21 protein-coding genes are annotated in these 19684 nt (G+C 71.6%); 11 read left to right on the plus strand and 10 right to left on the minus strand.

Annotation, left to right across the window (positions count from 1 at the left end; translation table 11 throughout):
- Window positions 1-124: 124 nt before the first annotated feature.
- Window positions 125-1582 carry an NYN domain-containing protein gene (locus IF06_RS0120870; RefSeq protein WP_030272975.1) on the plus strand — a complete coding sequence of 486 codons (1458 nt, stop codon included), beginning with the start codon at window positions 125-127 and terminating at the stop codon, window positions 1580-1582.
- Window positions 1583-1590: 8 nt separating this feature from the next.
- Window positions 1591-2328, plus strand: a complete 738-nt coding sequence (locus tag IF06_RS0120875) for a hypothetical protein (RefSeq protein ID WP_013284295.1) — start codon at window positions 1591-1593, stop codon at window positions 2326-2328.
- On the opposite strand, the gene IF06_RS0120880 is transcribed toward IF06_RS0120875, so the two are convergent.
- The 6 genes from IF06_RS0120880 to IF06_RS0120905 all read right to left on the minus strand — a co-directional run bounded on the left by IF06_RS0120880 (window position 2313) and on the right by IF06_RS0120905 (window position 5914).
- Window positions 2313-2570: a hypothetical protein gene (locus IF06_RS0120880; RefSeq protein WP_013284294.1), complete on the minus strand. Its 258-nt coding sequence runs from the start codon at window positions 2568-2570 to the stop codon at window positions 2313-2315. The two genes, IF06_RS0120875 and IF06_RS0120880, sit on opposite strands and share 16 nt — an antisense overlap.
- Before the next feature lie 213 nt (window positions 2571-2783).
- Entirely contained in the window at window positions 2784-4100 is a 1317-nt protein-coding gene (locus tag IF06_RS0120885) for an AAA family ATPase (protein WP_030272977.1), read from the minus strand.
- A 129-nt stretch (window positions 4101-4229) separates the two neighbouring features.
- Window positions 4230-5057 (minus strand): SAM-dependent methyltransferase, encoded by an 828-nt coding sequence (locus tag IF06_RS0120890; protein WP_013284291.1) that lies wholly within the window; start codon window positions 5055-5057, stop codon window positions 4230-4232.
- 140 nt (window positions 5058-5197) lie between these two features.
- Window positions 5198-5452, minus strand: coding sequence for a hypothetical protein (locus IF06_RS0120895; RefSeq protein WP_030272979.1), 255 nt, complete (start codon window positions 5450-5452; stop codon window positions 5198-5200).
- Window positions 5445-5687: a DivIVA domain-containing protein gene (locus tag IF06_RS0120900; protein ID WP_013284289.1), complete on the minus strand. Its 243-nt coding sequence runs from the start codon at window positions 5685-5687 to the stop codon at window positions 5445-5447. Before IF06_RS0120900 ends, IF06_RS0120895 begins: the two co-directional genes overlap by 8 nt.
- Entirely contained in the window at window positions 5684-5914 is a 231-nt protein-coding gene (locus IF06_RS0120905; protein WP_030272981.1) for a hypothetical protein, read from the minus strand. The genes IF06_RS0120900 and IF06_RS0120905 overlap by 4 nt, the downstream gene beginning before the upstream one ends.
- A 243-nt stretch (window positions 5915-6157) precedes the next feature.
- On the opposite strand from IF06_RS0120905, the gene IF06_RS32860 reads away from it, so the two are divergent.
- The 3 genes from IF06_RS32860 to IF06_RS0120920 all read left to right on the plus strand — a co-directional run bounded on the left by IF06_RS32860 (window position 6158) and on the right by IF06_RS0120920 (window position 11182).
- A complete protein-coding gene (locus IF06_RS32860) occupies window positions 6158-7165 on the plus strand; it encodes a DUF5919 domain-containing protein (protein WP_052166199.1) in 1008 nt (335 codons plus the stop codon).
- Window positions 7162-7953: an inositol monophosphatase family protein gene (locus tag IF06_RS0120915; RefSeq protein ID WP_030272984.1), complete on the plus strand. Its 792-nt coding sequence runs from the start codon at window positions 7162-7164 to the stop codon at window positions 7951-7953. Before IF06_RS32860 ends, IF06_RS0120915 begins: the two co-directional genes overlap by 4 nt.
- A gap of 154 nt (window positions 7954-8107) precedes the next feature.
- A complete protein-coding gene (locus tag IF06_RS0120920; RefSeq protein ID WP_030272986.1) occupies window positions 8108-11182 on the plus strand; it encodes a DUF3427 domain-containing protein in 3075 nt (1024 codons plus the stop codon).
- Between the two features lie 25 nt (window positions 11183-11207).
- On the opposite strand, the gene IF06_RS0120925 is transcribed toward IF06_RS0120920, so the two are convergent.
- Entirely contained in the window at window positions 11208-11681 is a 474-nt protein-coding gene (locus IF06_RS0120925; RefSeq protein ID WP_030272987.1) for a hypothetical protein, read from the minus strand.
- On the minus strand, window positions 11678-12256 hold the full coding sequence (locus IF06_RS0120930; protein WP_030272988.1) for a DUF1772 domain-containing protein: 579 nt from the start codon (window positions 12254-12256) through the stop codon (window positions 11678-11680). Before IF06_RS0120930 ends, IF06_RS0120925 begins: the two co-directional genes overlap by 4 nt.
- 170 nt (window positions 12257-12426) lie before the next feature.
- Here IF06_RS0120930 and IF06_RS0120935 point away from each other — a divergent pair, with 170 nt between their 5' ends.
- Entirely contained in the window at window positions 12427-13620 is a 1194-nt protein-coding gene (locus IF06_RS0120935) for a sensor histidine kinase (RefSeq protein WP_030272990.1), read from the plus strand.
- Window positions 13617-14279, plus strand: coding sequence for a response regulator (locus IF06_RS0120940; protein ID WP_030272992.1), 663 nt, complete (start codon window positions 13617-13619; stop codon window positions 14277-14279). The genes IF06_RS0120935 and IF06_RS0120940 overlap by 4 nt, the downstream gene beginning before the upstream one ends.
- A 22-nt stretch (window positions 14280-14301) precedes the next feature.
- Here IF06_RS0120940 and IF06_RS0120945 read toward each other — a convergent pair whose 3' ends face one another.
- Window positions 14302-16461: an MMPL family transporter gene (locus tag IF06_RS0120945; RefSeq protein ID WP_030272993.1), complete on the minus strand. Its 2160-nt coding sequence runs from the start codon at window positions 16459-16461 to the stop codon at window positions 14302-14304.
- Between the two features lie 112 nt (window positions 16462-16573).
- On the opposite strand from IF06_RS0120945, the gene IF06_RS0120950 reads away from it, so the two are divergent.
- Genes IF06_RS0120950 through IF06_RS0120965 form a run of 4 tightly spaced genes read left to right on the plus strand, consistent with a single transcriptional unit; the run spans window position 16574 to window position 19098 of the window.
- Window positions 16574-17524 carry a hypothetical protein gene (locus IF06_RS0120950; RefSeq protein ID WP_030272995.1) on the plus strand — a complete coding sequence of 317 codons (951 nt, stop codon included), beginning with the start codon at window positions 16574-16576 and terminating at the stop codon, window positions 17522-17524.
- Window positions 17521-17919, plus strand: a complete 399-nt coding sequence (locus tag IF06_RS0120955) for a hypothetical protein (RefSeq protein ID WP_030272997.1) — start codon at window positions 17521-17523, stop codon at window positions 17917-17919. Before IF06_RS0120950 ends, IF06_RS0120955 begins: the two co-directional genes overlap by 4 nt.
- A 46-nt stretch (window positions 17920-17965) precedes the next feature.
- On the plus strand, window positions 17966-18331 hold the full coding sequence (locus tag IF06_RS0120960; RefSeq protein ID WP_030272999.1) for a VOC family protein: 366 nt from the start codon (window positions 17966-17968) through the stop codon (window positions 18329-18331).
- Window positions 18332-18363: 32 nt separating this feature from the next.
- Window positions 18364-19098, plus strand: coding sequence for a YqjF family protein (locus IF06_RS0120965; protein ID WP_030273001.1), 735 nt, complete (start codon window positions 18364-18366; stop codon window positions 19096-19098).
- Window positions 19099-19211: 113 nt separating this feature from the next.
- Here IF06_RS0120965 and yidD read toward each other — a convergent pair whose 3' ends face one another.
- Window positions 19212-19583 (minus strand): membrane protein insertion efficiency factor YidD, encoded by a 372-nt coding sequence (gene yidD / locus IF06_RS0120970; protein WP_225319755.1) that lies wholly within the window; start codon window positions 19581-19583, stop codon window positions 19212-19214.
- Window positions 19584-19684 lie beyond the last annotated feature (101 nt).

A 19684-nucleotide genomic window follows, 5' to 3' on the forward strand; every position in this document is an offset into this window, starting at 1 on the left:
CTTGAGGTCACGCACCGCACACCGAACTGACAGGCATCGTGCCCGAACGGATGAAGCGGCAACGGCAGGACGGGGGGCCAGAATTCGGATACAAGCACCTCGATCAGCTCGGGGAGGAATGCGCATGCCGGTCGGGAACACGGGCGTCCTACTCGTCGACTGGGACAACCTGGCCGGCGCCGTCATCGGTCGTGGCCACCTGGTCGAGCGGGGCATCGTCGACGCGCTCTGGAGCGACGCGACCACCAGGTGCGGTGGCCACCTCCAGTACAAGCACATGGCGGCGGTGCGGTTCGACGGCAGCATCACCACCGCCATGACGGAGCACCTCATCGACGCCGAGGTGGTGGTCAGCCTGAAGGAACAGGCCGACATCCACCTCACCGTGCTCGCCATGGACTACCTCCACCAGGGCTGCGGTCAGTTCGTGCTGGTCACCGGTGACCAGGACTTCATTCCGTTGATCCGCCGCCTGCTGCGGGACGGCTGCCGGGTGACGGTCGTCTACGGCGACCCGGACCGGCTCTCCCCGCAGTTCCGGAGCATCCTCACGCTGCCGGGGCTCGACTCGATCTGCATCGACGACATCTACTCGCTCCGGCAGCCGCCCGCCGCCGACTGCAAGGCCCTGCTCGGCCTGGTCGAACTGCAACGACGCGGTGTCATCCTGGGCGGACGGGAACAGGCCGAGCGCACCGCGACGCTGGCGCAGTGGGGCATCCTGCCCGACGAGGACGAACTGCGGTACTGGGCGCTCATCGAGTCCATCGGGCAGAAGGTCACCCGCACCGACGCGGCGGTACGCGCCAAGGACGGTTTCCTGCCCCGCCCGATGACCCGCGTCTACGTCGACCTGAACGCCGGCCGGTTCACCGATCTCGTCGCCGTCGACTACGCCGTGCGGCGCCTGGCGGCCCGGCCGAAAGGGCTGACCGCCACCCAGCTCCGCAGCGGGCCGTTCCAGTCCGACGACGGATCGCGGCTGTTGCGCGTGCTCGACGCGCTCACCGCCGTGCGGCTGGTGCGCAGGGGCGCCGACGACACGTACTCGGTGACCACCGACGATCTCGCACTGGGCTATCTGGAGCCGCTGTGGCGGGTGCACGCGGCCCTGACCATGGAGTCCTTCCGGCAGCAGCGGCGTTCCATCCCGTACCGGAAGCTGTCCGGGCTGATCGGCGCCGGCGGTGTCGGACAGGGGCCGAACCGACGCGCCGCCGGCGCGGTCAGCCAGGCCATCCGGTACGCCGCCACGGCCGGCGTGATCGACGCGGTCGCGGTCGACGGCGACCGTCACGCGATCGCCACCGACTCGGCGTTCGTCCGGCCGATCGAGAACGCCTACCACGAGCTGTACCGCGCGTTCGCCGATCGCGGCCCGAGCCCGGTGCCGGAGAACGAGATCCTGGAGTTCATGACGGTGCGGGACCGGACCCGGGCGGAGCCGGTGTTCGGCTACGACTCCCGCGACCGGCACCGGATCCTGCGGGTTCTCGCCCAGTCCCGGGCGCTCACCTGGCGGGACGAGAAGGTCACCGTTCCGCGTACCCGATGGGGCGACGCCGGATCGTCGTTCGTCTAGGGGCCGTCGTGCTCCGCCGGGTCCGGGCCCGCCTCAACGCCGTCGGACGCCACGGGCTGGTGTTCGCCGGGGCGGTGGCGACCTGCGCCGCAGTGGCCGCCGTGGTGGTGGCGGTCGCCGGCCCCGGTCAGCGGGCCGCCCCGATCGTCGGCTCCTTCGCCGTCATCGCCTCCACGGTCGGCGCGCTCGCGGCGATCCACCTCTCCCGGCAGGCGCTGGCCCGCACCGACCGGCAGCTGGAGGAGACCCGCCGCTCACTGGTGCTGAGCCGGTACCCGCTGCTGCTCCCGGTACACCAGGCGGTGGCCTTTCCGGACTCCGGCGGCATGGTGACGCACCACCCGCCCGCCGAGGACCGGTTCGCGCTCGCCTCGGCGCCGGAGCCGGCGTACGCATTCCTCGCGATCACGAAGAACCGCCTGGTCGTCCCGGTGGAGAACGTCGGCGAGGGGCCGGCGCTGCGGGTCAGCGGGACGTTGTGGTGCTCGGACGGCCGCAGCGGCCCGGTCACCGGGGTGTCCGCGCTCGGCGCGGGCCGGAGCGGCGTGCTGGCGGCCGTGCTGAGCCACGACGGGCGACCGACACCGGAGCGGTTGCGGGCGATGGTGGCGCGGGACACCGGGCCGGCCATCGCCTACCAGCTCGACCTGCACTACGTCGACGTCTTCGCCAACGCCCGCCGGACGACCGCACTGTTCGACCCGCGGGGACGCGGCGCGTGGCAGCACTCCTACGACGACGAATAGCCCTCGTTGAAGCCCTCCACGAACCCGCCCGCGAACCCGGAGAGGACACATCCGGCACAACACAGGATCACCAGCAGCGCCGGCACCGCGACCCAGAGGACTATCGCCCACCTGCCGTTCTCCTGGGCCGGCGGCGGCTGCACGAACGCCTGCGGCGGGTACTGCGGCGGCGGGTAGTGCGCCTGCTGCTGGTACGGATCCGGCTGGTACGGATCCTGGTAGTACGGGTCGTGAGGGTGCATCCGGCCATCGTGCCCACCGACCGCAATCGCCGGAACACCCGAACGGCCGGAAAGGGGAAAGCCCCAGCACGAGGCTGGGGCCGGGTATTGAGACGGCTCGGACAACGACTACATGTCAGCTCATCGTCGCCAGCCACCATCTCCCCTATGAGCAAGGTTAGGGTCACCCTCCGCAAGCGTCAACTCGGTCACCCGTACGAGTTGGGACGCCGATCATGCCATCCGAACAACCCCTCGTCCGACCCGGTGGGCATCGAGGTGGGTCAGCACCGTCTGGTTGGCCTCCCAGCCGTCCGGGAACTTCACCGGCACGTCCAGGTGCACCCGCTCGGTCGACGGATACGCGTCGAGCAGCTCACCGATCCCGGCCCGCGCCACCACCACGCACGCGTGCCGGTGCCGTGACGCCAGCACGCACAGCCGCCCCGACTCCAGGTGGAACGCGGTGGCGTCGCGCCGGCCGGAGAGCGGGTGCAGCACGATCGTCACGTCGTACTCCCGGCCCTGGAGCCGGTTGGCGGTGTCGACTGTGATGCCCGCCCCGGCCGCGCCCAGCCGGGACCGGATGGCCGCGACCTGGTCGCGGTGCGCGGCCCCGACGGCGATCCGGTCCGCGGTGACCGGCGCGCCGCCCGGCGCGGCCTCGCTCACCGCGACCGCGCCGCGCCGCAGCACCCGCAACGCCAGCTCCGCGCAGGCCGCGGCAGCCTCCCCGTCGGTACGCACGGTGTGCCGGGCGGGCAGCTCGTGCAACGCCCAGCCGGTGGCGGCGGCCACCTCGACCGAGGCGTCGTAGGCGTCACCCGCACCCGCCTCGGTGAACGTCAGCGCCCGGTCGGACGGCCCGGTCCCGGCGCGGAACCCGGTGAACGGGTAGAACGCGGCGGACACCACCGGGGCGGCCGAGTCGGGCAGCCGCCACGACACCGGCAGCCGGTGCACCGGCAGCTCCGGGTTGTGCCGCAGCAGCGTGGCCACCGCCGACTGCATCGGATCCCAGGTCAGGCCGGTCCAGCGGAACGTCTCCACGGTGCTGAACGGATCGAGCTGACCGGGGTCGCCGACGAACAGCACCCGCTCGAACCGCCCCGCCACGCGCAGCAGCGCGTCCGCGCGCATCTGGTACGCCTCGTCCACGATCGCCCACGGCCAACTCCCCTCGGTGACAGTGGCCCACTTGGCCGCCGTACCGATGGTGACCGCGGGGCCGCCCAGGTCGGCGACCTTCGCCGCGACCCGGACCGCCGGATGGGCGGTGACCCGCTCGGTGGGCCGGTAGTCGGTCGCGGAGAGCCGCCCGACGCGCAGCTCCGGCGCCCTGCGGCCGAGCCGGTCGATGAGGTCGTCCACCTGCTCGTTGGTCTGCGCCACGATCATCAGCGGATCGCCGGTGGCAGCGGTCTCGACGGCGGCGCGGACGACGAGGGTGGACTTCCCGGCGCCGGGTGGCGAGTCCACGACGACGCCGCGGTGCGTGCCGTCGCGCAGATCCCGCAGCACACGCTGGATCACCTGCTCGGCTTCGTGCAAGGAAGGGCCCCCTTTTAACGTCTCCGGTAGAGGCGGGGCCCCTTCTTAACACGTGCCACCTGGGCGCGGCTCCGGCACCTGCGCTTCGGGTCGTACCGTCGAGGGCTCGCGGTGTGCGCGAGCGGGCGCCTACGGCTTGCGGGCGAGCAGCCCGACGAAGGTGTGGTAGGTGTCGGTCTGCTGCGGGGCCGGCGCGTCCGGGTCCGGACGCCACTCGGCCAGCGGCACCAGGCCCGGCTCCAGCGGCGTCAGCCCGTCGGCGAAGGCGAGGATCTCCTCGTCGGTACGCCAACGACCGGTGCCGAGCGACTCGTTGAACACCCGCTCGACCTCGCGGGCCTTGCGGGAACCCTCCGGATCCCGCTCACCCGGGTCACGGAAGTGCGAGATCGCGACGTAACTGCCGGACGGCAGCGCGTCGATCAACGCCGCTGCGACCGATCGCGGGTCCTCGTCGTCGCCGATGTGGTGCAGGATCGCGAATAGCAGCAGCCCGATCGGGCGGTCGAAGTCGAGGAACCGGCGGACGTCCGGGTCGTTGAGGATCTCCTCCGGCTCGCGGATGTCGGCCTGGATCACCGTCGCGGTGCCCTCCGCGGCGAGCAGCGCCCGCCCGTGCGCCAGGACGATCGGGTCGTTGTCCACGTACACGACACGGGCAGCCGGGTTGTGCTCGACGGCGACCTCGTGCACGTTGCCCTGGGTGGGCAGCCCCGACCCGATGTCGAGGAACTGGTCGATGCCCGCCTCGGTCACGAGGTGGCGGATCACCCGGCGAAGGAACGCCCGGTTCGCCTGACCGGCGGCCGGCCCGTCCGGCGTGATCCGCAGGGCGTGCTCGGCGACCTTCCGGTCGACCTCGAAGTTGTCCTTGCCGCCCAGGAAGTAGTCGTAGACCCGGGCCACGCTGGGAACGGTGACGTCGATTCCGGGCGGTGCGGCCTTGTCGCGGGTCACAGGCGTCTCCAGGCTCCGTGGGCGGTTCCGGGCGTTTTCGGGGAGTGTAGCGACCGTACAGGGTGGATGGTCGCCCCAGATGGGATCGCTCCCACCGGTCCGGCCCGTCACCAGGGCGTTCATCGATCGACACGCCGAGGTCATCGCAGCTCCGCCGCCCCGCACCACCCGTCGTGACCATCCCGGTGTCCGCAGCGCCCGCCGCCGGGCAGCCGCACGTCACACCAGACCCGGTACCGCAGGTGCTGGGCGTCCTCCTCGCTGAGCGTCGTCTCGCCGAAGTCGACGGCAGGCAGGTGCCCGAGAGACCGCGCGAGCGCGGCTGCCAGCTCGACGGCGGCGTCCCGGCACGTCAGCGTGGTCGGCAGGTGGATTATCCAGCGCGGCTCAGTCATCGTGGCCGCGCCGCCGGCAGCCGTTGTGCCGGGACTGCCACTGCCGCAGCGCCTGGCGAATCCGCTCCGACTCGGTGCGCGCCGTGGTGAGCTCCCGGTGCAGGCGGTCCATCTCGTCGGCGACCCGGCACAGGTAGTCGTGCACCTGCGCCGGGTCCAGCCCACGCCAGCGGGTGTCGAAGAATGCGCTGCGCACCTGGTACGCCTGCACCCGCTCCCCGGTCACGTAGATCACGACGCCACCGTCCCGTCCGCCACGGCCTCGTCGGGCAGCCCGGCCGCGGCGAGCGTCGCCCTCCCCCACCGGGCCAGCCGGCAGGGGTACGGGACGCGCTCGCTGCGGCACAGCGGTCCCTGCGGCCAGTGCTCGGGCACGTGTACGCGCACGGCCAGCGCGGCGACGAGTAGTTCCTCGTCGGTGACAGGGGTGAGGACGGGGAAGTCGGCGAGTACGGCGGACATCGGCGGGCGCCTCCGGGTCGGGGTCTCGTGGAGTGGCGCCGGGGCGGGCGGGGACGGCGGGAGCCGCGATCGGGGGACGCGGTGCCACCGGAGCCCGGCACCCGCCCCGGGCCATGCGTCAAGCCTTGTCAGTCCCGCCTCTGCACAACATGACTACGCACTGCACCGTGGCGGTAACTGCACCGCACCAATGCGGGCTACGCTGCCTCAGGTCTGAACTACGCGTGATCGAGGACGGCGCGAATGACGACCGTGCAGAAGTGGACGGGCCGGGAAACGCGGGCCTTGCGACAGGCCCTGCGGATGAGCATTCGCGACTTCTCCGCGCACCTCGGCGTCGCCGAACGAACCGTCTCGAAGTGGGAGGCCGCGATGGAAGCGGCTTGTCCCCGGCCGGAGATGCAGGCCGCCCTCGACACCGCACTCGGATCGGCAGCGGAGGATGCTCGCAGCCGCTTCGCCTCGACCCAACGGAACGACGCGGGACTCGCGGTCACGGCAGAAGTCGCCTCCGACCTCGCGGCTGCGGCACGGCGACGCCTGGCCGACGTTCGGAGCGCCGTCGGACTGTCGCCGGAAGCCTTCGCTCGCCTGCTCGGCACCATTCTCGGGTGGAGTCCAACAGCTCAGCGCGTCATTGACTGGGAGACGACGGAAACACCCCCCGGAGACATCCTCCTGGCCCTTGACGTGTTACGCGGTCCGGCGGCCGACAACCTAGCTGGTCTGATCGCGGTCTTTCCAAGCCGGTCGCAGCTCACCGCTCACCTGCCCGCGGAACGCCTCCTAGATGGCGCACGTCGCGTCCGTGCGATCGGGTTGTCTCTCAACATGCTCTGCCAGGATTACGCGGACCGTCACTGGCAAGCGCTCCTGGCAAGCGGCACCCACGCACGATGCCTGTTTTTGGATCCAGCGGGGACAGCGATCAAGGCGCGCGAGGCGGAGGAGGGATTCCTATCCGGGCAGCTCACGGCGCTGACGAAACTCAACCTGGAGACATTGCTGCGAGTCCGCGAGCGCCTACCCGTTGAACTCCGGACTCGGATGGAGTTGGCGACCTATGACGAGACTCTTCGCTTCAACGTCGTGCTCGCGGATGATCAGTGTGTGGCGCAGCCCTACCTGACCGACAGTCGCGGCGTCGACTCACCCGCCTTCGTGATCCAACGAGACGCGCACCGGACCGGGCTCTACCAGGTGTTCGAGCAGTTCTTCGAGTCGCATTGGCAGCGCGGGAAGGCGCTGTGAGCGCCTATAAGGACCTCCTTCCCGTCGCGACCGAGGCCGTCAGGCGAGCTGTTCTGGCGATGCGGCAGGGCGTTCCTGGCGCACTCACCCTCAAGGGCGACCGCGACGTCGCCTCCGACCTCGACTTCGCTATCGAGCGGGATGTTCGCGCCTTCCTGGCAGCGGAGACGCCCGACATCGGCTTTCTCGGTGAAGAGGAGGGAAACGCCGGTCGAGCCGACCTCCGGTGGGTACTCGACCCCATCGACGGCACCGCGAACTTCCTCCGTCGGTTGCCGATGTGCGCCGTCTCGCTCGCACTCGTGCATCGGAACAATCCGGTGCTCGGCGTGATCGAGCTGCCGTTCCTGGGCTCGCTCTACACCGCCGTGGAAGGCTGCGGCGCGCACGCTAACGGGCAGCGCATAGCGACTAGCGGGGTCAGCGTCTTGAGGGACGCGATCGTCGCCGTCGGCGATTACGCGGTCGGACCCGACGCCGATACCAAGAACGCGATGAGACTCGCCCTGGCCGCCCAGCTCGCTGCACGGGCCCAGCGCGTACGAATGACGGGTAGCGCCGCGCTCGACCTGGCCTGGCTCGCCGAGGGACGACTGGACGCTGCGATAACTCTTTCGAACCACCTGTGGGACATGGCAGCCGGCGTCATCATCGCGCGGGAGGCGGGGGCTCTCGTGGTGGATCGGTACGGCGCCGCGCACGACAGTGCATCTCAGGAGACACTGGCGGCGTCTCCGCTGCTCATGCCGGCGATACTCGACCTGTATTGGGGTGCGGCAGGCTTATGAGCGATTCCTCTCTTCGTACTGAAGGATCTGCGGCCATGCCATCTGACGCCTGGAACCAGGATCGCTGTCGATGATCCGACAGACGCAGGGACAAAGCTTCTGACGCCTACCGCACCGGCTTCCGCCCGGCGTTCATCGCGGCTAGCTTGCCTTCGTGGGGGATCTTGAGCAGGGCATCTACGAACACCTGATCACGGAGAAGCTGGCGACGCAGCTCAGGCATGTCGATAGCGCCCTCGTCCGGGATGCGAAGCTGGATGCCGCCGACGCGCACGACGTCCTGGCCCGGCACATCGCGGGCCTCGCGCGGCGGGCGCTCCTCGGCGTCGGCGGCGGAGGGAACAAGCTGGCCCGGCAGGTTGACCTGGCAAACCGCATCGCCGCGCACATCGCTCAGGCCGAGCCCCGCGCCGTCACCGCCGACGACCAGGTGGCAGACGCCCAACGTCTGTTGCACGCCATCGCCTCACCGCCCACCCCACCGGCCGCACCGGTCTTCCCGATCCGCCCCTCGACGCCGCTTTCCACCGGCGCGCTCCTGGTCAACGGCCGGCACCAGCCGCGCATCGGCCACGAGGTCAGCCACGAGATGGCGTCGGCGGACGAGGTGGACCTGCTCTGCGCCTTCATCAAGTGGCACGGGCTGCGCATCATCGAGCCCGCGATCACCGAGCTGGTCGGCAGAGGCGGTCGGGTACGGGTCATCACGACGACGTACATGGGCGCCACCGATCAGCGGGCGCTCGATCGGCTCGCCGAGCTGGGTGCCGAGATCAAGGTGTCCTACGAGACGCGGACCACCCGCCTGCACGCCAAGGCATGGCTGTTCCGGCGGAACAACGGCACCACCACCGCGTACGTCGGTTCGTCGAACCTCTCCAAGGCCGCGCTCGTCGACGGCGTGGAGTGGAACGTGCGCATCTCGAACCTGGAGCAGCCGCACGTCATCGACACGTTCGAGGCGACGTTCGCCGACTACTGGAACGACTCGGCGTTCGAGACCTACGACCCGGCAGCCGATGGCGAGCGCCTACGTGTCGCGTTGCGCGGGGAACGCGCCGACGACGCACCGACTGAGATCGCGAACCTGGACGTGCGGCCGTTCCCGTACCAGCAGGAAGTTCTTGACGACCTCGACGCCGAACGCCTGGTGCACGGCCGCTGGCGCAACCTGGTGGTGATGGCGACCGGCACCGGCAAGACGGTGGTGGCGGCGCTCGACTATCGCCGGCTCCGGCGAGCCGGCCGCGTCGACTCGCTGCTCTTCGTCGCACATCAGGAGCAGATCCTGCGGCAGAGCCGGTCGGTGTTCCGCCAGGTCATGGGTGACGGCACGTTTGGCGAGACGCTTGTGGGCGGCGATCGGCCGCAGGGGTGGAAGCACGTCTTCGCGTCGATCCAGTCGTTGCGCCAGCGGGAGATCGACCCCGAGGCGTTCGACATGGTGATCGTCGACGAGTTCCACCACGCCGAGGCGGCCACCTACACGGCGCTGCTGGAACGGCTTCGGCCGCGCGTACTCCTGGGTCTGACCGCGACGCCCGAGCGGAGCGACGGCCGTGACGTGCGCCGGTGGTTCGACGGCCGCGCGTCGGTGGAGTTGCACCTGTGGGAGGCCCTCGAACGGCAGTTGCTGGCGCCGTTTCAGTATTTCGGCCTGCACGACGACGTGGACCTGACGCGGGTGCGGTGGAAGCGCGGACAGGGGTACGACAAGGGCGAGCTCGACGGCGTCTACACCGGCAATCACGCACGGGCGCGGCTCATCCTGCACGCGGTCCGGCGGATCGCTGACGTCGGGCGGATGCGCGCGCTCGGCTTCTGCGTCAGCATCGGGCACGCGGAGTTCATGGCCGACTGGTTCACCCGGCACGGTGTACCGGCGGCGGCCGTGACATCGCAGGTCAACCGGCCGGAGCAGCACACGCTGATCGACCGCTTCCGCAAGCGCGAGGTGAAGGTGCTCTTCACTGTCGACCTGTTCAACGAGGGCGTCGACCTGCCGATGGTCGACACCATCCTCATGTTGCGCCCCACCGAGAGCGCCACGATCTTCCTCCAGCAGCTCGGACGGGGTCTGCGGCTGGACGACGACAAGCCGTGCCTGACGGTGCTCGACTTCATCGGCGGTCAGCACGCGAACTTCCGGTTCGACATGCGCTGGCGGGCGCTCGCCGGGGTCAGCCGGCGGGCGGTCGAAGCGGCCGTCCGGGAGGACTTCCCCTCGCTACCCAGCGGCTGCCACATCGAGCTGGACCGGGTGGCGAAGGAGATCGTCCTCGCCAACCTCAAGTCGGCGCTCCCGACGTCGAAGAACGCGCTTGTGGCCGAGCTGCGGCAGCTCGGTGACGTCAGTCTGTCCGACTTCCTGCGCGAGACCGGCCTGGAAATCGAGGACGTCTACCGATCGGCGAGCATCGGCGGCTGGGCCGGGCTGCGGCGCCTCGCCGGTCTCGACCCGGACGAAGGCGGCCCGGACGACCGTGACCTGAGCCGGGCCATCGGCCGGATGCTCCACACCGATGATGTCGACAGGTTGGATCTGATCGCTCAGGTCGCCGCCGGACAGCGCCCCACCGCCGGGCGGCTGCTCGACATGCTGCACTTCAGCCTGTGGGGGGCGTCGGTGCCGCTGGCCGAACGCGACGCCCGGCTCAGGAGGCTGTGGGCGGAACCGGCGCGCTGTGCCGAGCTGCCGCAGGTAGTCGACGTGCTCCGTGACCGCATCCATCGGGTCACCGAGCCACCTGCCCCGGGCCGGGTGCCGCTGCGGGTACACGCCCGCTACAGCCGCAACGAGGCGTGCGCAGCATTCGGCATGACCAACCCCGGCTCGCTGCGCGAGGGCGTGAAGTGGCTGCCCGACGAGCGCGCGGATCTGTTCTTCGTCACGCTCGTGAAGTCCGAGGAGCACTACTCCCCCACCACCATGTACGCCGACCGCGCCATCACGGACAAGCTGTTCCAGTGGGAGTCGCAGAGCACCACCTCATCAGGCTCGGCCACCGGCCAGCGGTACGTCAACCACGTCGCGCAGGGCTCGACGGTGCACCTGTTCGTCCGCGAGACCAAGATCGCCGATCGCGACCTGGGCGCACCGCCGTACCTGTACGCGGGTCCGATGACGTACCGGGAGCACAGCGGCGACCGGCCCATGCGGATCCTCTGGGAGCTGCGGCATCCGCTGCCCGCCGACATGTACGCCGCCGCCCGGGCGATCGCTGCCTGACCTGGGATCTCGCCCGCTCGCCGAGTCAGGCGAGCGGGCGAGAAGCGTCGGCCTGCTCACGACGTCGGGCCGGCGCTGGCAGCACTCGGGACAACAGCACCGCGACCGCACCCGCGATCACTCCGACCATGGTCCCGGTGACCAGGCTCGACATCACCGCCGCACCCCGCAACAACGCCTCCCGCGCCCCCGGCTCCAGCCCGGCCAGCCCCGGCGCGTCCATCCCCAGCGACGAGTCCCAGAACACCTGGTGACCGGCCGCCAGGAACACCCCGTACAGCGCCCCGATCACCACGATCGTCAGGAACGGGCGCGGTGGCCGCCGCCACAGCACGGCGGCCACCCAGCACAGCGGCGGCCCGACCGCCAGCAGCGCAGCCACGACGGTGCCCTCCGGCACCACGTCCAGGTCGTGCAGCGCCACGCGCGGGGCGGCCAGCGCGGCGAGCGCGACCAGCGCCGGCCAGGAGAAGCCGAGGGTACGGCGACCCGCGCTCATCGCGTCACCTCTGCCGACTCCGAAGCCGACGTCGACGCCGACGTCGACGCGGGAGCAGAGGCCGGGGCCGACGCCGGAACAGCCGCAGTGGAGCGCACGAAGCGAAGCAGCGCGACGAACGCCAGCGCGGCCGTCACCGCGCCCCCGGCGAAGCGCACCCAGTGACCGGCGACGAATTCGGCCGCGACCTGGCGCAGGTACTCCGGCGAGTGCGTTCCCACCGGGTCCACGAACATGATCTCGTTGCGCGGCCAGAAGAAGACAGCGGAGAACATGAACTCGCAGACGACGAACACGGCCGTGGCGCCGGCGACCCACCAGCGCAGCCGGCGGTCGCGCCAGGTGAGCAGCGTCGCGGCGACGCTGCTGAGGATCACCGACGCGCCGAGCGGCGGGAAGTAGTCGTGCGGGCCGCCGTGGACGAGGAACTCGCGGGCCCGGTCGAGCGAGGCGGGCGCGTCGCTGAAGATGTTCGGGTAGAGCATGACGGTCTCGGCGGCGACCCCGCCGAACGACATCATTGCCGCCCATACCATGACAATAAGGGCGAGCCAGGTCAGTCTCGTGCGTACCACGAGGGTTCTCCTCACGTTTCGGGGACGCCATCGACGCTAGGTCGGCTGTCCCCGGCCGTCGTCCGCGTGGCCGCGCGACCGGATGTCGCTTCTCGGCGTACGCCTCGGGGTCGTCCCTGACGCCTGCGGACGACAGCGGTGAGGGTCCGCGCGGACCTAGGCTCGAAGGCGTGCCCGACACCTCGCCCACCCGCGCCGATGTGCTGCTCGCGGCGGCCACGCTCGGCCTGGTCGCGGTGGCCGTGGCGGCCGACCGGCCCTCGCCCGGCGGCGCGGCGCTCGCCGTCGTGGTCGGCGCGGTGCTCGGCGGGCTGGTGCTGTGCGCCAGGCGGTGGCCGCTGCCGGCGCTGGTCGCCACGGCGGTCGTGATCCTCGGGTACTACGCGCTGGACCTGCCGCCCGTCGGAGTGGCCGCCCCGGCCGCCGCCGTCCTCTACCGGGTGTCCGAACGCGGGCGTGTCGTCCCGGCCGCCGTGGTGGCCGGGAGCCTGCTGGCCGTGTCCGTGGTCGCCCGGCTGGCCGAGGGCGACGACATCGCGGTGGTCGTCGGTACGGAACTCGGCTCCGAGGCGGCGTTGCTGCTCGCCGTCATCGCCCTCGGTGACGCGGTACGCAACCGCAGGTCGCTGCGGGCGGCGCTGGTCCGGCAGGCGGTCGCGGCCGACGAGGAGCGCCACCGGGAGGCGGCCCGTCAGGTCGAGGCGGAACGGCTGCGCATCGCCCGGGAGGTGCACGACACGCTCGGGCACACCATGTCGGTGATCACGTTGCAGTCCGCCGTCGCCCGGGAGGCACTCGCCGACAGCGATCCGGCGCAGGCGGAGAATGCGCTGGCCGCCATCAGGTCGGTGAGCGGCAGCGCGATGGCGGAGCTGCGGGCGACGCTCGGCACGCTGCGCCGGGAACCCGGTCCACGGGAACCGGCCCCCGGCTTCGACCGGCTCCCGGCGCTCGTGGACGGCGTACGCCGGGGTGGGCTGACTGTCGACCTGCGGATCGAAGGTCCGGTGGACACGCTGCCGGCGGTCGTGGGCAGCACCGTCTACCGGGTCGTGCAGGAGGCGTTGACGAACGTCCTGCGCCACGCCGATGCCACCCGGGTCACCGTCACGGTCCGCGCCACGCCCGGCCGGCTCGCGCTGGAGGTGGTGGACGACGGCCACGGCGGCCCGCCCGCCGGGCGCAGGGACGGGACGGGCCAGGGCCTGCGCGGCATGGCCGAGCGGGTAGCCCTGCTCGGCGGCACCGTAGAAACCGGCACCATCCAAACCGGCAGCACCGGAGCAACCGCCGCAACCGGCACGGGCGGCACCGCCGGCTTCCGGGTGTCGGTTCACCTGCCACTGACGGGAGTCGCCGCGTGAACCCGATCCGCGTCGTGCTCGTCGACGACCAGCACCTCGTACGCACCGGCCTGCGCGCGCTGCTCGACCGGGCGCCGGACATCGAGGTGGTGGGCGAGGCCGGCGACGGCGGCAGCGGCCTCTCGGTGGTACGGGAGCAGCGGCCCGACATCGTGCTGATGGACGTCCGGATGCCCGGCGGGGACGGACTGGAGGCGACCCGGCGGATCCTGACCGACCCGATGCTGGACGGCGTGCAGGTCGTCATGCTCACCACGTTCGACGACGACGAGTACCTGTTCGAGGCGATCCGCGCCGGGGCGGCGGGTTTCCTGCTCAAGGACACCCCGCCCGACGCGCTGCGGGACGCGGTCCGGACCGTCGCCGGTGGCGACGCGCTGCTCTCCCCCGCCGTCACCCGGCGGGTGCTCGCCGCGGCGGCCCGTTCACCGGTGGCCGACCCGGCGCGGCTGGCCGGACTGACCGCACGGGAACGGGACGTGCTGGCGCAGGTGGGCGCCGGGCGGTCCAACGCGGAGATCGGGCAGGCGTTGTTCCTGAGCCCCGACACCGCGCGTACCTACGTGAGCCGGCTGCTCCAGAAGCTGAACGCCCGCGACCGGGCGCAGCTCGTCGTGATCGCGTACGAGAGCGGGCTGGTCCGCCCCGGCGAGGGCTGAGCCGCGCCGGGGCGGGTCACAGTCAGGTCGACGCCGCGTCCGCAGGTTCCGGTGCCGCGTGCCGGCCGCCGCCGTTGCGCCGTTCGTCGCCGTGCCCCGGCCACCACGCCCGGTGGCCGATCAGCCCGGTCAGCGCCGGCACGAAGAACATCGACATGACGAACGCGGACAGCACGATCCCGATCGCCACCGCGAAGCCCATCTGCTGGAGGAACGAGATCGGCGCGAGCATCAGCACCCCGAACGTGCCGGCCAGGATCAGCCCGGCCGCGGCGACTGTCGGCCCGGCGTGTTCCACCCCGATCGCGGCGGCCTGGTGCGGTTCGTGGCCCTCGCGCGCCTCCTCGCGTAGTCGGGCGATCATCAGGATGTTGTAGTCGGTGCCGATCGCCACCACGAACAGGTAGAGGATGATCGGCAGCTGGAACGTCACGCCCGGGTTGCCCTGGAGCCCCTGGAACACGTAGACGGTGGCGCCGAGCGTGGCGGCGAAGTTGAGCAGCACGGCGATCACCAGATAGACCGGCGCGACGAGGCTGCGCAGGAGCAGCGCCAGGATGATCGCGATCAGGAGTGCGGCCACCGGCAGGATCACCGACAGGTCCCTGTTGTTCGCCGAGTTGATGTCCGCGAAGATCGCCGTGGTGCCGCCGACGAGTGCCCTGGTGCCCGGCGGAGCCGCCTCGTGCAGGGACTTCCGCAGGTCGTCGCGTACGAGCGTGATCGCCTCGTTGGACATCGGGTTCTCGTTCAGCAGCAGGCTTATCCGGACGACGCTCGGGTCGGTGGCGCTGCGCTCCGGCGGCTGTGCCTGCCCGACGCCGGGTGCGCGCGCCGACGCGGCGGCGAAGTCGTTCACCTGCTGCTCGGTGAGCGGGGTGCCGTTGCCGGTGGTCAGGTAGACCTCGGTGGGCGCGAGCGCCCCGGCGGCGAACCCGCGCTGGAGGTCCTGGGCGGCCCGCGCCGACTCGGTGTCCTGCGGGAAGCCGGCGCCGAAGTCGTAGTCGGCCTTGTAGCCGAGCACACCGGCGGCGAGCGCGACGAGCAGCGCGCCCGAAGCGGCGGCCACCACGGCCGGGCGGCGGCCGACGACGGCGCCGAGCCGCCGGGACAGGGTCGCCTTGGGCGGGCGCTGCCACGCCTTCGACGGCCAGAACACCCACCGGCCGAGCAGCGACACGAGCGCCGGGATCAGGGTCAGCGAGGTGACGAGCATGACGCCGACGGCGATGGCGAGCGCCGGGCCGAGCGACCCGAAGAAGCCGAGTGAGGCGAGCAGCAGCACCAGGAACGCCACGATGACCGCACCGGCGGCGGAGGTGATGACCTCGCCGACCCGCTGCACCGAGACGATCATGGCGGTGCGCTTGTCGTCTCCGGCGCGCAGCCGCTCCCGGTAGCGGAACAGCAGGAACAGGATGTAGTCGGTGCCGATGCCGAACAGCACGATCAGCAGGATGGTCTGGAGGTCCTGGCTGACGTTGAGGTCGAACGCCTTGCCGGCGGCGGCGACCAGCCCGGTGGTGACGGACATGACGACGCTGATGACCACGACCGGCAGCAGCGCGGCGATCGGGCTGCGGAAGATGATCAGGATCAGCCCGATGATGAGGACGATGGTGGCGACGCCGACGACGGCGAACGCGTCGTTGAACGTGTCCTCGTTGTCGACGAAACTCGCCACGTCGCCCGCCACCCCGGCGGTCAGGCCGCTGCCGGCCAGGTCCGGCCCGAGGGCGGCGCGCAGGTCGCGTACCGCGTCGAGCAGGCCCGGGTCGTCGGGGCTGTCGGCGTCGAGACCGACGGTGACCACCTGCACGGACTTGTCGGGCGCGACGGCCTGCGGGCCGGTGAGGTAGCCGGAGGTCTGCGGGATGTTCCGGGCCTTGAGCGCGGCGGCCAGCTGCCCCACGCGCGCCTCGTCGGCCGCGGTCAGCGGTCTACCGTCGCTGCGTTTGACGACGACCGTTGCGGTGGCGGTGGCGGCCTGCGGGAACGACTTCGCGCCCAGCTCGGTGGCCTGCACCGACTCGTAGGTGCGCGGCAGGAAGCTTTCCTGGTCCGCGGAGGTGATGTCGCTCAGTGAAGGACTGGCGGCGATGATCGCGATCGCGGCGACGACCCAGCCGCCGATCACCCACCAGGCCTTGCCCACGACGAATCTGCCCAGGCGCTCGAACATCGTTTCCCCCGTGTGTTCGGCTGTGTCGCACGCGATCCTACGCTGCGTGAGCAATCCCTTTCGGACGGCTCGCGGACTTTCGTCGATGATCCGGGTGGTCGAGGATCGACGGATGAGCGCGACGCTGCCCGGTCCCGGAGTGCTGACGGCCTGGTTGGCGGCGACGGTGCCGGCTCCGCTGGTCTTCTTCGAGTGGACCCACAGATGGGAGGAGGACCAGCCGGTCTCGACCGCGCTGTGGTGGCCCGTGCTCGCGTCACCGGTACTCGCCGCCGTGCTGGCGGCCCGGCAGCCCCGGCGGCCCGGGGTGGCCCTGGGCGTGTCCACGCTGGTCGCGACGGCGCTTCTCGCGTTGTCACTGGCGTTCTTCCGGTGGGTCGTGCCGCTGACCGGCGAGGCCCGCTGGGGGCGGGCTCTGCTCGGCGGCGCGGCGCTCGCGGTGGCCGGAGCGCTGATCGGGTACGCCGCCGGCCGGCGCCTGCCCCACCGGGTCCGCCCGGCGTCGCGGCGCGGCTATCTGATCGGCGGGCTCGCCGTGGTGTTCGGCGCGCTGCTGGCCCAGTCCGCGGTACGGCTCGGCGCCGAGGACAGCACGATCGGGCAACCCCCGCATGAGTACGGCGGCGTCGGCCCCTACTCGACGTCGGCGGGCCGGTTCACGGCACCGGCCACCGGGGCGTACGCGATCTTCGCGGTGGGCTTCTCCCCGGCGGACCCGGACTGCCGCGTCACCGGCGGCGGCGCGGAGGTCCGGACGGCCGAGCCGGTCTCCGTCCCGCCGGGCGACTACGGCAGCGACGCCGCCACCTATTCCTGGGTGGCGACCGTGCGGGTGCCGACGCCCGGTAGGTGGACGCTCGACTGCCGCACGGACGACCCGGAGGCGTCCTACGTGGTCGGTGACGTGCCGGAGATCCGGGGCGCGGTCGGCGAGGTGATCCACTGGCCGGTGGGCGTGATCTGGCTGCTCGGCGCGGTTCCCGGCCTGCTGATCGTCGCGGACACCGCCAGGCGACGGCGAGCCGGTCCGATGGTCGCGATGTCCGGCAGGATGACCGCGTGAACGACGACGAATGGTACGAGCGGCACGGACTGCGTCCGGCAGACGTCGAGCCGGTGCGGTCGATGCTGCGCGAGCAGATCCGCCTCGGTGCCGACAACGACAGCGCCCTCATCCACCTGGGCTGCGAGCAGTTGTTCCTGCACGGTGACCTGGCCGACGTACTGCTGATCTGGCAGGCCAAGCACTCCAGCTTCGACGCCGCGTGCTCCGTGGAATGGCAGTTGCTGTGCGGGGCGGGGCGGGAGCAGACGCTCGCTCACCTGCGGACGCTCGGCACGGCGGAGGCGGCCGAGGTTCTCGCCTACCTGTCGGCTGTCGATCCCGAGGACGTAGCAGCGTTCGACGTGGCCGAGCAGTCTCGCTGGTACGTCGAATACCACGGCGGATTGTCGTAGGGGTCTCGTAGCCTGGCGCGGTCATCGACGATCGCAGGGAGGCGACGTGCTCGACCACTTCTCCGTAGCGGTACGCGACCTGGAGGCGAGCGGCGCCTTCTACGACGCGGTCCTCGCCCCGCTGGGCGGGCGGCGGCTGATGGAGCCCGGCCCGATCGGCTACGGCGTCGACGCGCCCGACTTCTGGGTGGAGCCCGCGCCGTCCGGCGCCACGCCGGTGCCGGTGCACGTCGCGTTCACCGCGGCCGACCGCGCCACGGTGCGGGCGTTCCACGACGCGGCGGTGGCAGCGGGCGCGGAGGTGCTGCACGCGCCGAAGGAGTGGCCGGAATACCACGCCGCCTACTACGGCGCGTTCGTCCGCGACCCGGACGGCAACAACGTCGAGGCGGTCTGCCACCGCCCGGAGTGAGTCCCGGTGCGTCCGGGAGGCAGGATGGACCGGTGGAGATCGAGCCGGTCGAGCACGCTCCCGTACGCGCCATCCGCCGGGCCTGGCTGGCGCAGCGCTGGCACGATCTCGCCTTCCTGCACTGGGCGGTCCCGCCGGAACGGGTGGCGCCGCTGCTGCCCGCCGGCACCCGGCCGGACACGCTCGACGGGCTCACCTACGTGGGGCTGATCGGGTTCCGGATGGTCGGGCTGGGGCTCGGCCGTGGCCCGGGCGTGCCGTACTTCGGCACGTTCTGGGAGACGAACGTCCGGCTCTACTCGGTCGACGGCTCCGGGCGGCGCGCTGTCGTGTTCCGCTCGCTCGACGCGTCCCGCCTGGTGCCGGTGCTGGTGGCCCAGGTGAGCCTGCGTCTGCCGTACAAGTGGTCGGCGATGCGGCTGGACCGGACCGGTGACACGCTCACCTACCGCTGCCGCCGCCGCTGGCCCGGTCCGGCCGGCGCGACCAGCCGGATGGCGGTACGCGTCGGCGCGCCCATCGCCGAGCCGACGCCGCTGGAACACTTCCTGACCGCCCGCTGGGGCCTGCACACCCGGGCGTACGGCCGCACCCGCCACCTGCCGAACTGGCATCCACAGTGGCCGCTGCACCGCGCCGAGCTGCTGCACCTCGACGACGAGCTGGTCACCGCCGCGGGCCTGCCCGCACCGGACGGGCCGCCGGTGAGCGTGCTCTACTCCCCAGGCGTACCTGTCGTCTTCGGCGGCCCCACGTCGGTCGGGTGACCGCCACGTTGATCGACGCCAGGTCGCCGCAGTGGCGGCATCCGGCACACCGGAACACCGCCACTTCCCCGAGGTGGCCCCGGCACGTCCGCGCGGCGCGGAGGCGAGCGGGGTCAGTGCAGCGGGTCGTGGGTGCCGTGCGGGACGTCGGGACGGCATCGGCGTACCCGGTCCGCGGCCATCCGGCCACCCACCGCCAGCCCGTACCGCTCCACCGCGGCGAGCCCGTACGCGCTGCACGTCGGCGTGTAGCGGCAGGTCGCCGGCCAGCGGTGCGACAGCCAGCGCCGGTAACCGAGGATGGCGGCCCGGCCGGCCCGGTCCACGGCGGGCCGCCGGACGACGCCCGCGGTCACCGAGCCGAGGGTGAGCAGCATCGAGAAGAGGCCCAGGTCGCAGCAGCCCGGCCCGTCGCAGGTGGGCACGTCGCAGTTGCACCAGTCCCGGCTCTTCTTTTTCTTGTGGTGCCGCTTCCGGAAGATCACCACGCCATGATGCGACACGCCCGCCACTGTCGATGAGGCGACCGGACCGGGTCCGGTGTGATCGGGTCGGTGGGCGGCGGGGAACCTAGCGTCGAAGGCGT

The sequence above is a fragment of the Micromonospora globosa genome, from assembly GCF_000717585.1.
Lineage (GTDB): Bacteria > Actinomycetota > Actinomycetes > Mycobacteriales > Micromonosporaceae > Micromonospora > Micromonospora aurantiaca.

Bases quoted from the DNA above. Each gene is read 5' to 3' on its own strand.
- IF06_RS0120870 (WP_030272975.1), top strand. From the start codon at position 125: ATGCCGGTCGGGAACACGGGCGTCCTACTCGTCGACTGGGACAACCTG.
- IF06_RS0120880 (WP_013284294.1), bottom strand. From the start codon at position 2,570: ATGCACCCTCACGACCCGTACTACCAGGATCCGTACCAGCCGGATCCG.
- IF06_RS0120895 (WP_030272979.1), bottom strand. From the start codon at position 5,452: ATGACTGAGCCGCGCTGGATAATCCACCTGCCGACCACGCTGACGTGC.
- IF06_RS0120905 (WP_030272981.1), bottom strand. From the start codon at position 5,914: ATGTCCGCCGTACTCGCCGACTTCCCCGTCCTCACCCCTGTCACCGAC.
- IF06_RS32860 (WP_052166199.1), top strand. From the start codon at position 6,158: ATGACGACCGTGCAGAAGTGGACGGGCCGGGAAACGCGGGCCTTGCGA.
- IF06_RS0120925 (WP_030272987.1), bottom strand. From the start codon at position 11,681: ATGAGCGCGGGTCGCCGTACCCTCGGCTTCTCCTGGCCGGCGCTGGTC.
- IF06_RS0120945 (WP_030272993.1), bottom strand. From the start codon at position 16,461: ATGTTCGAGCGCCTGGGCAGATTCGTCGTGGGCAAGGCCTGGTGGGTG.
- IF06_RS0120950 (WP_030272995.1), top strand. From the start codon at position 16,574: ATGAGCGCGACGCTGCCCGGTCCCGGAGTGCTGACGGCCTGGTTGGCG.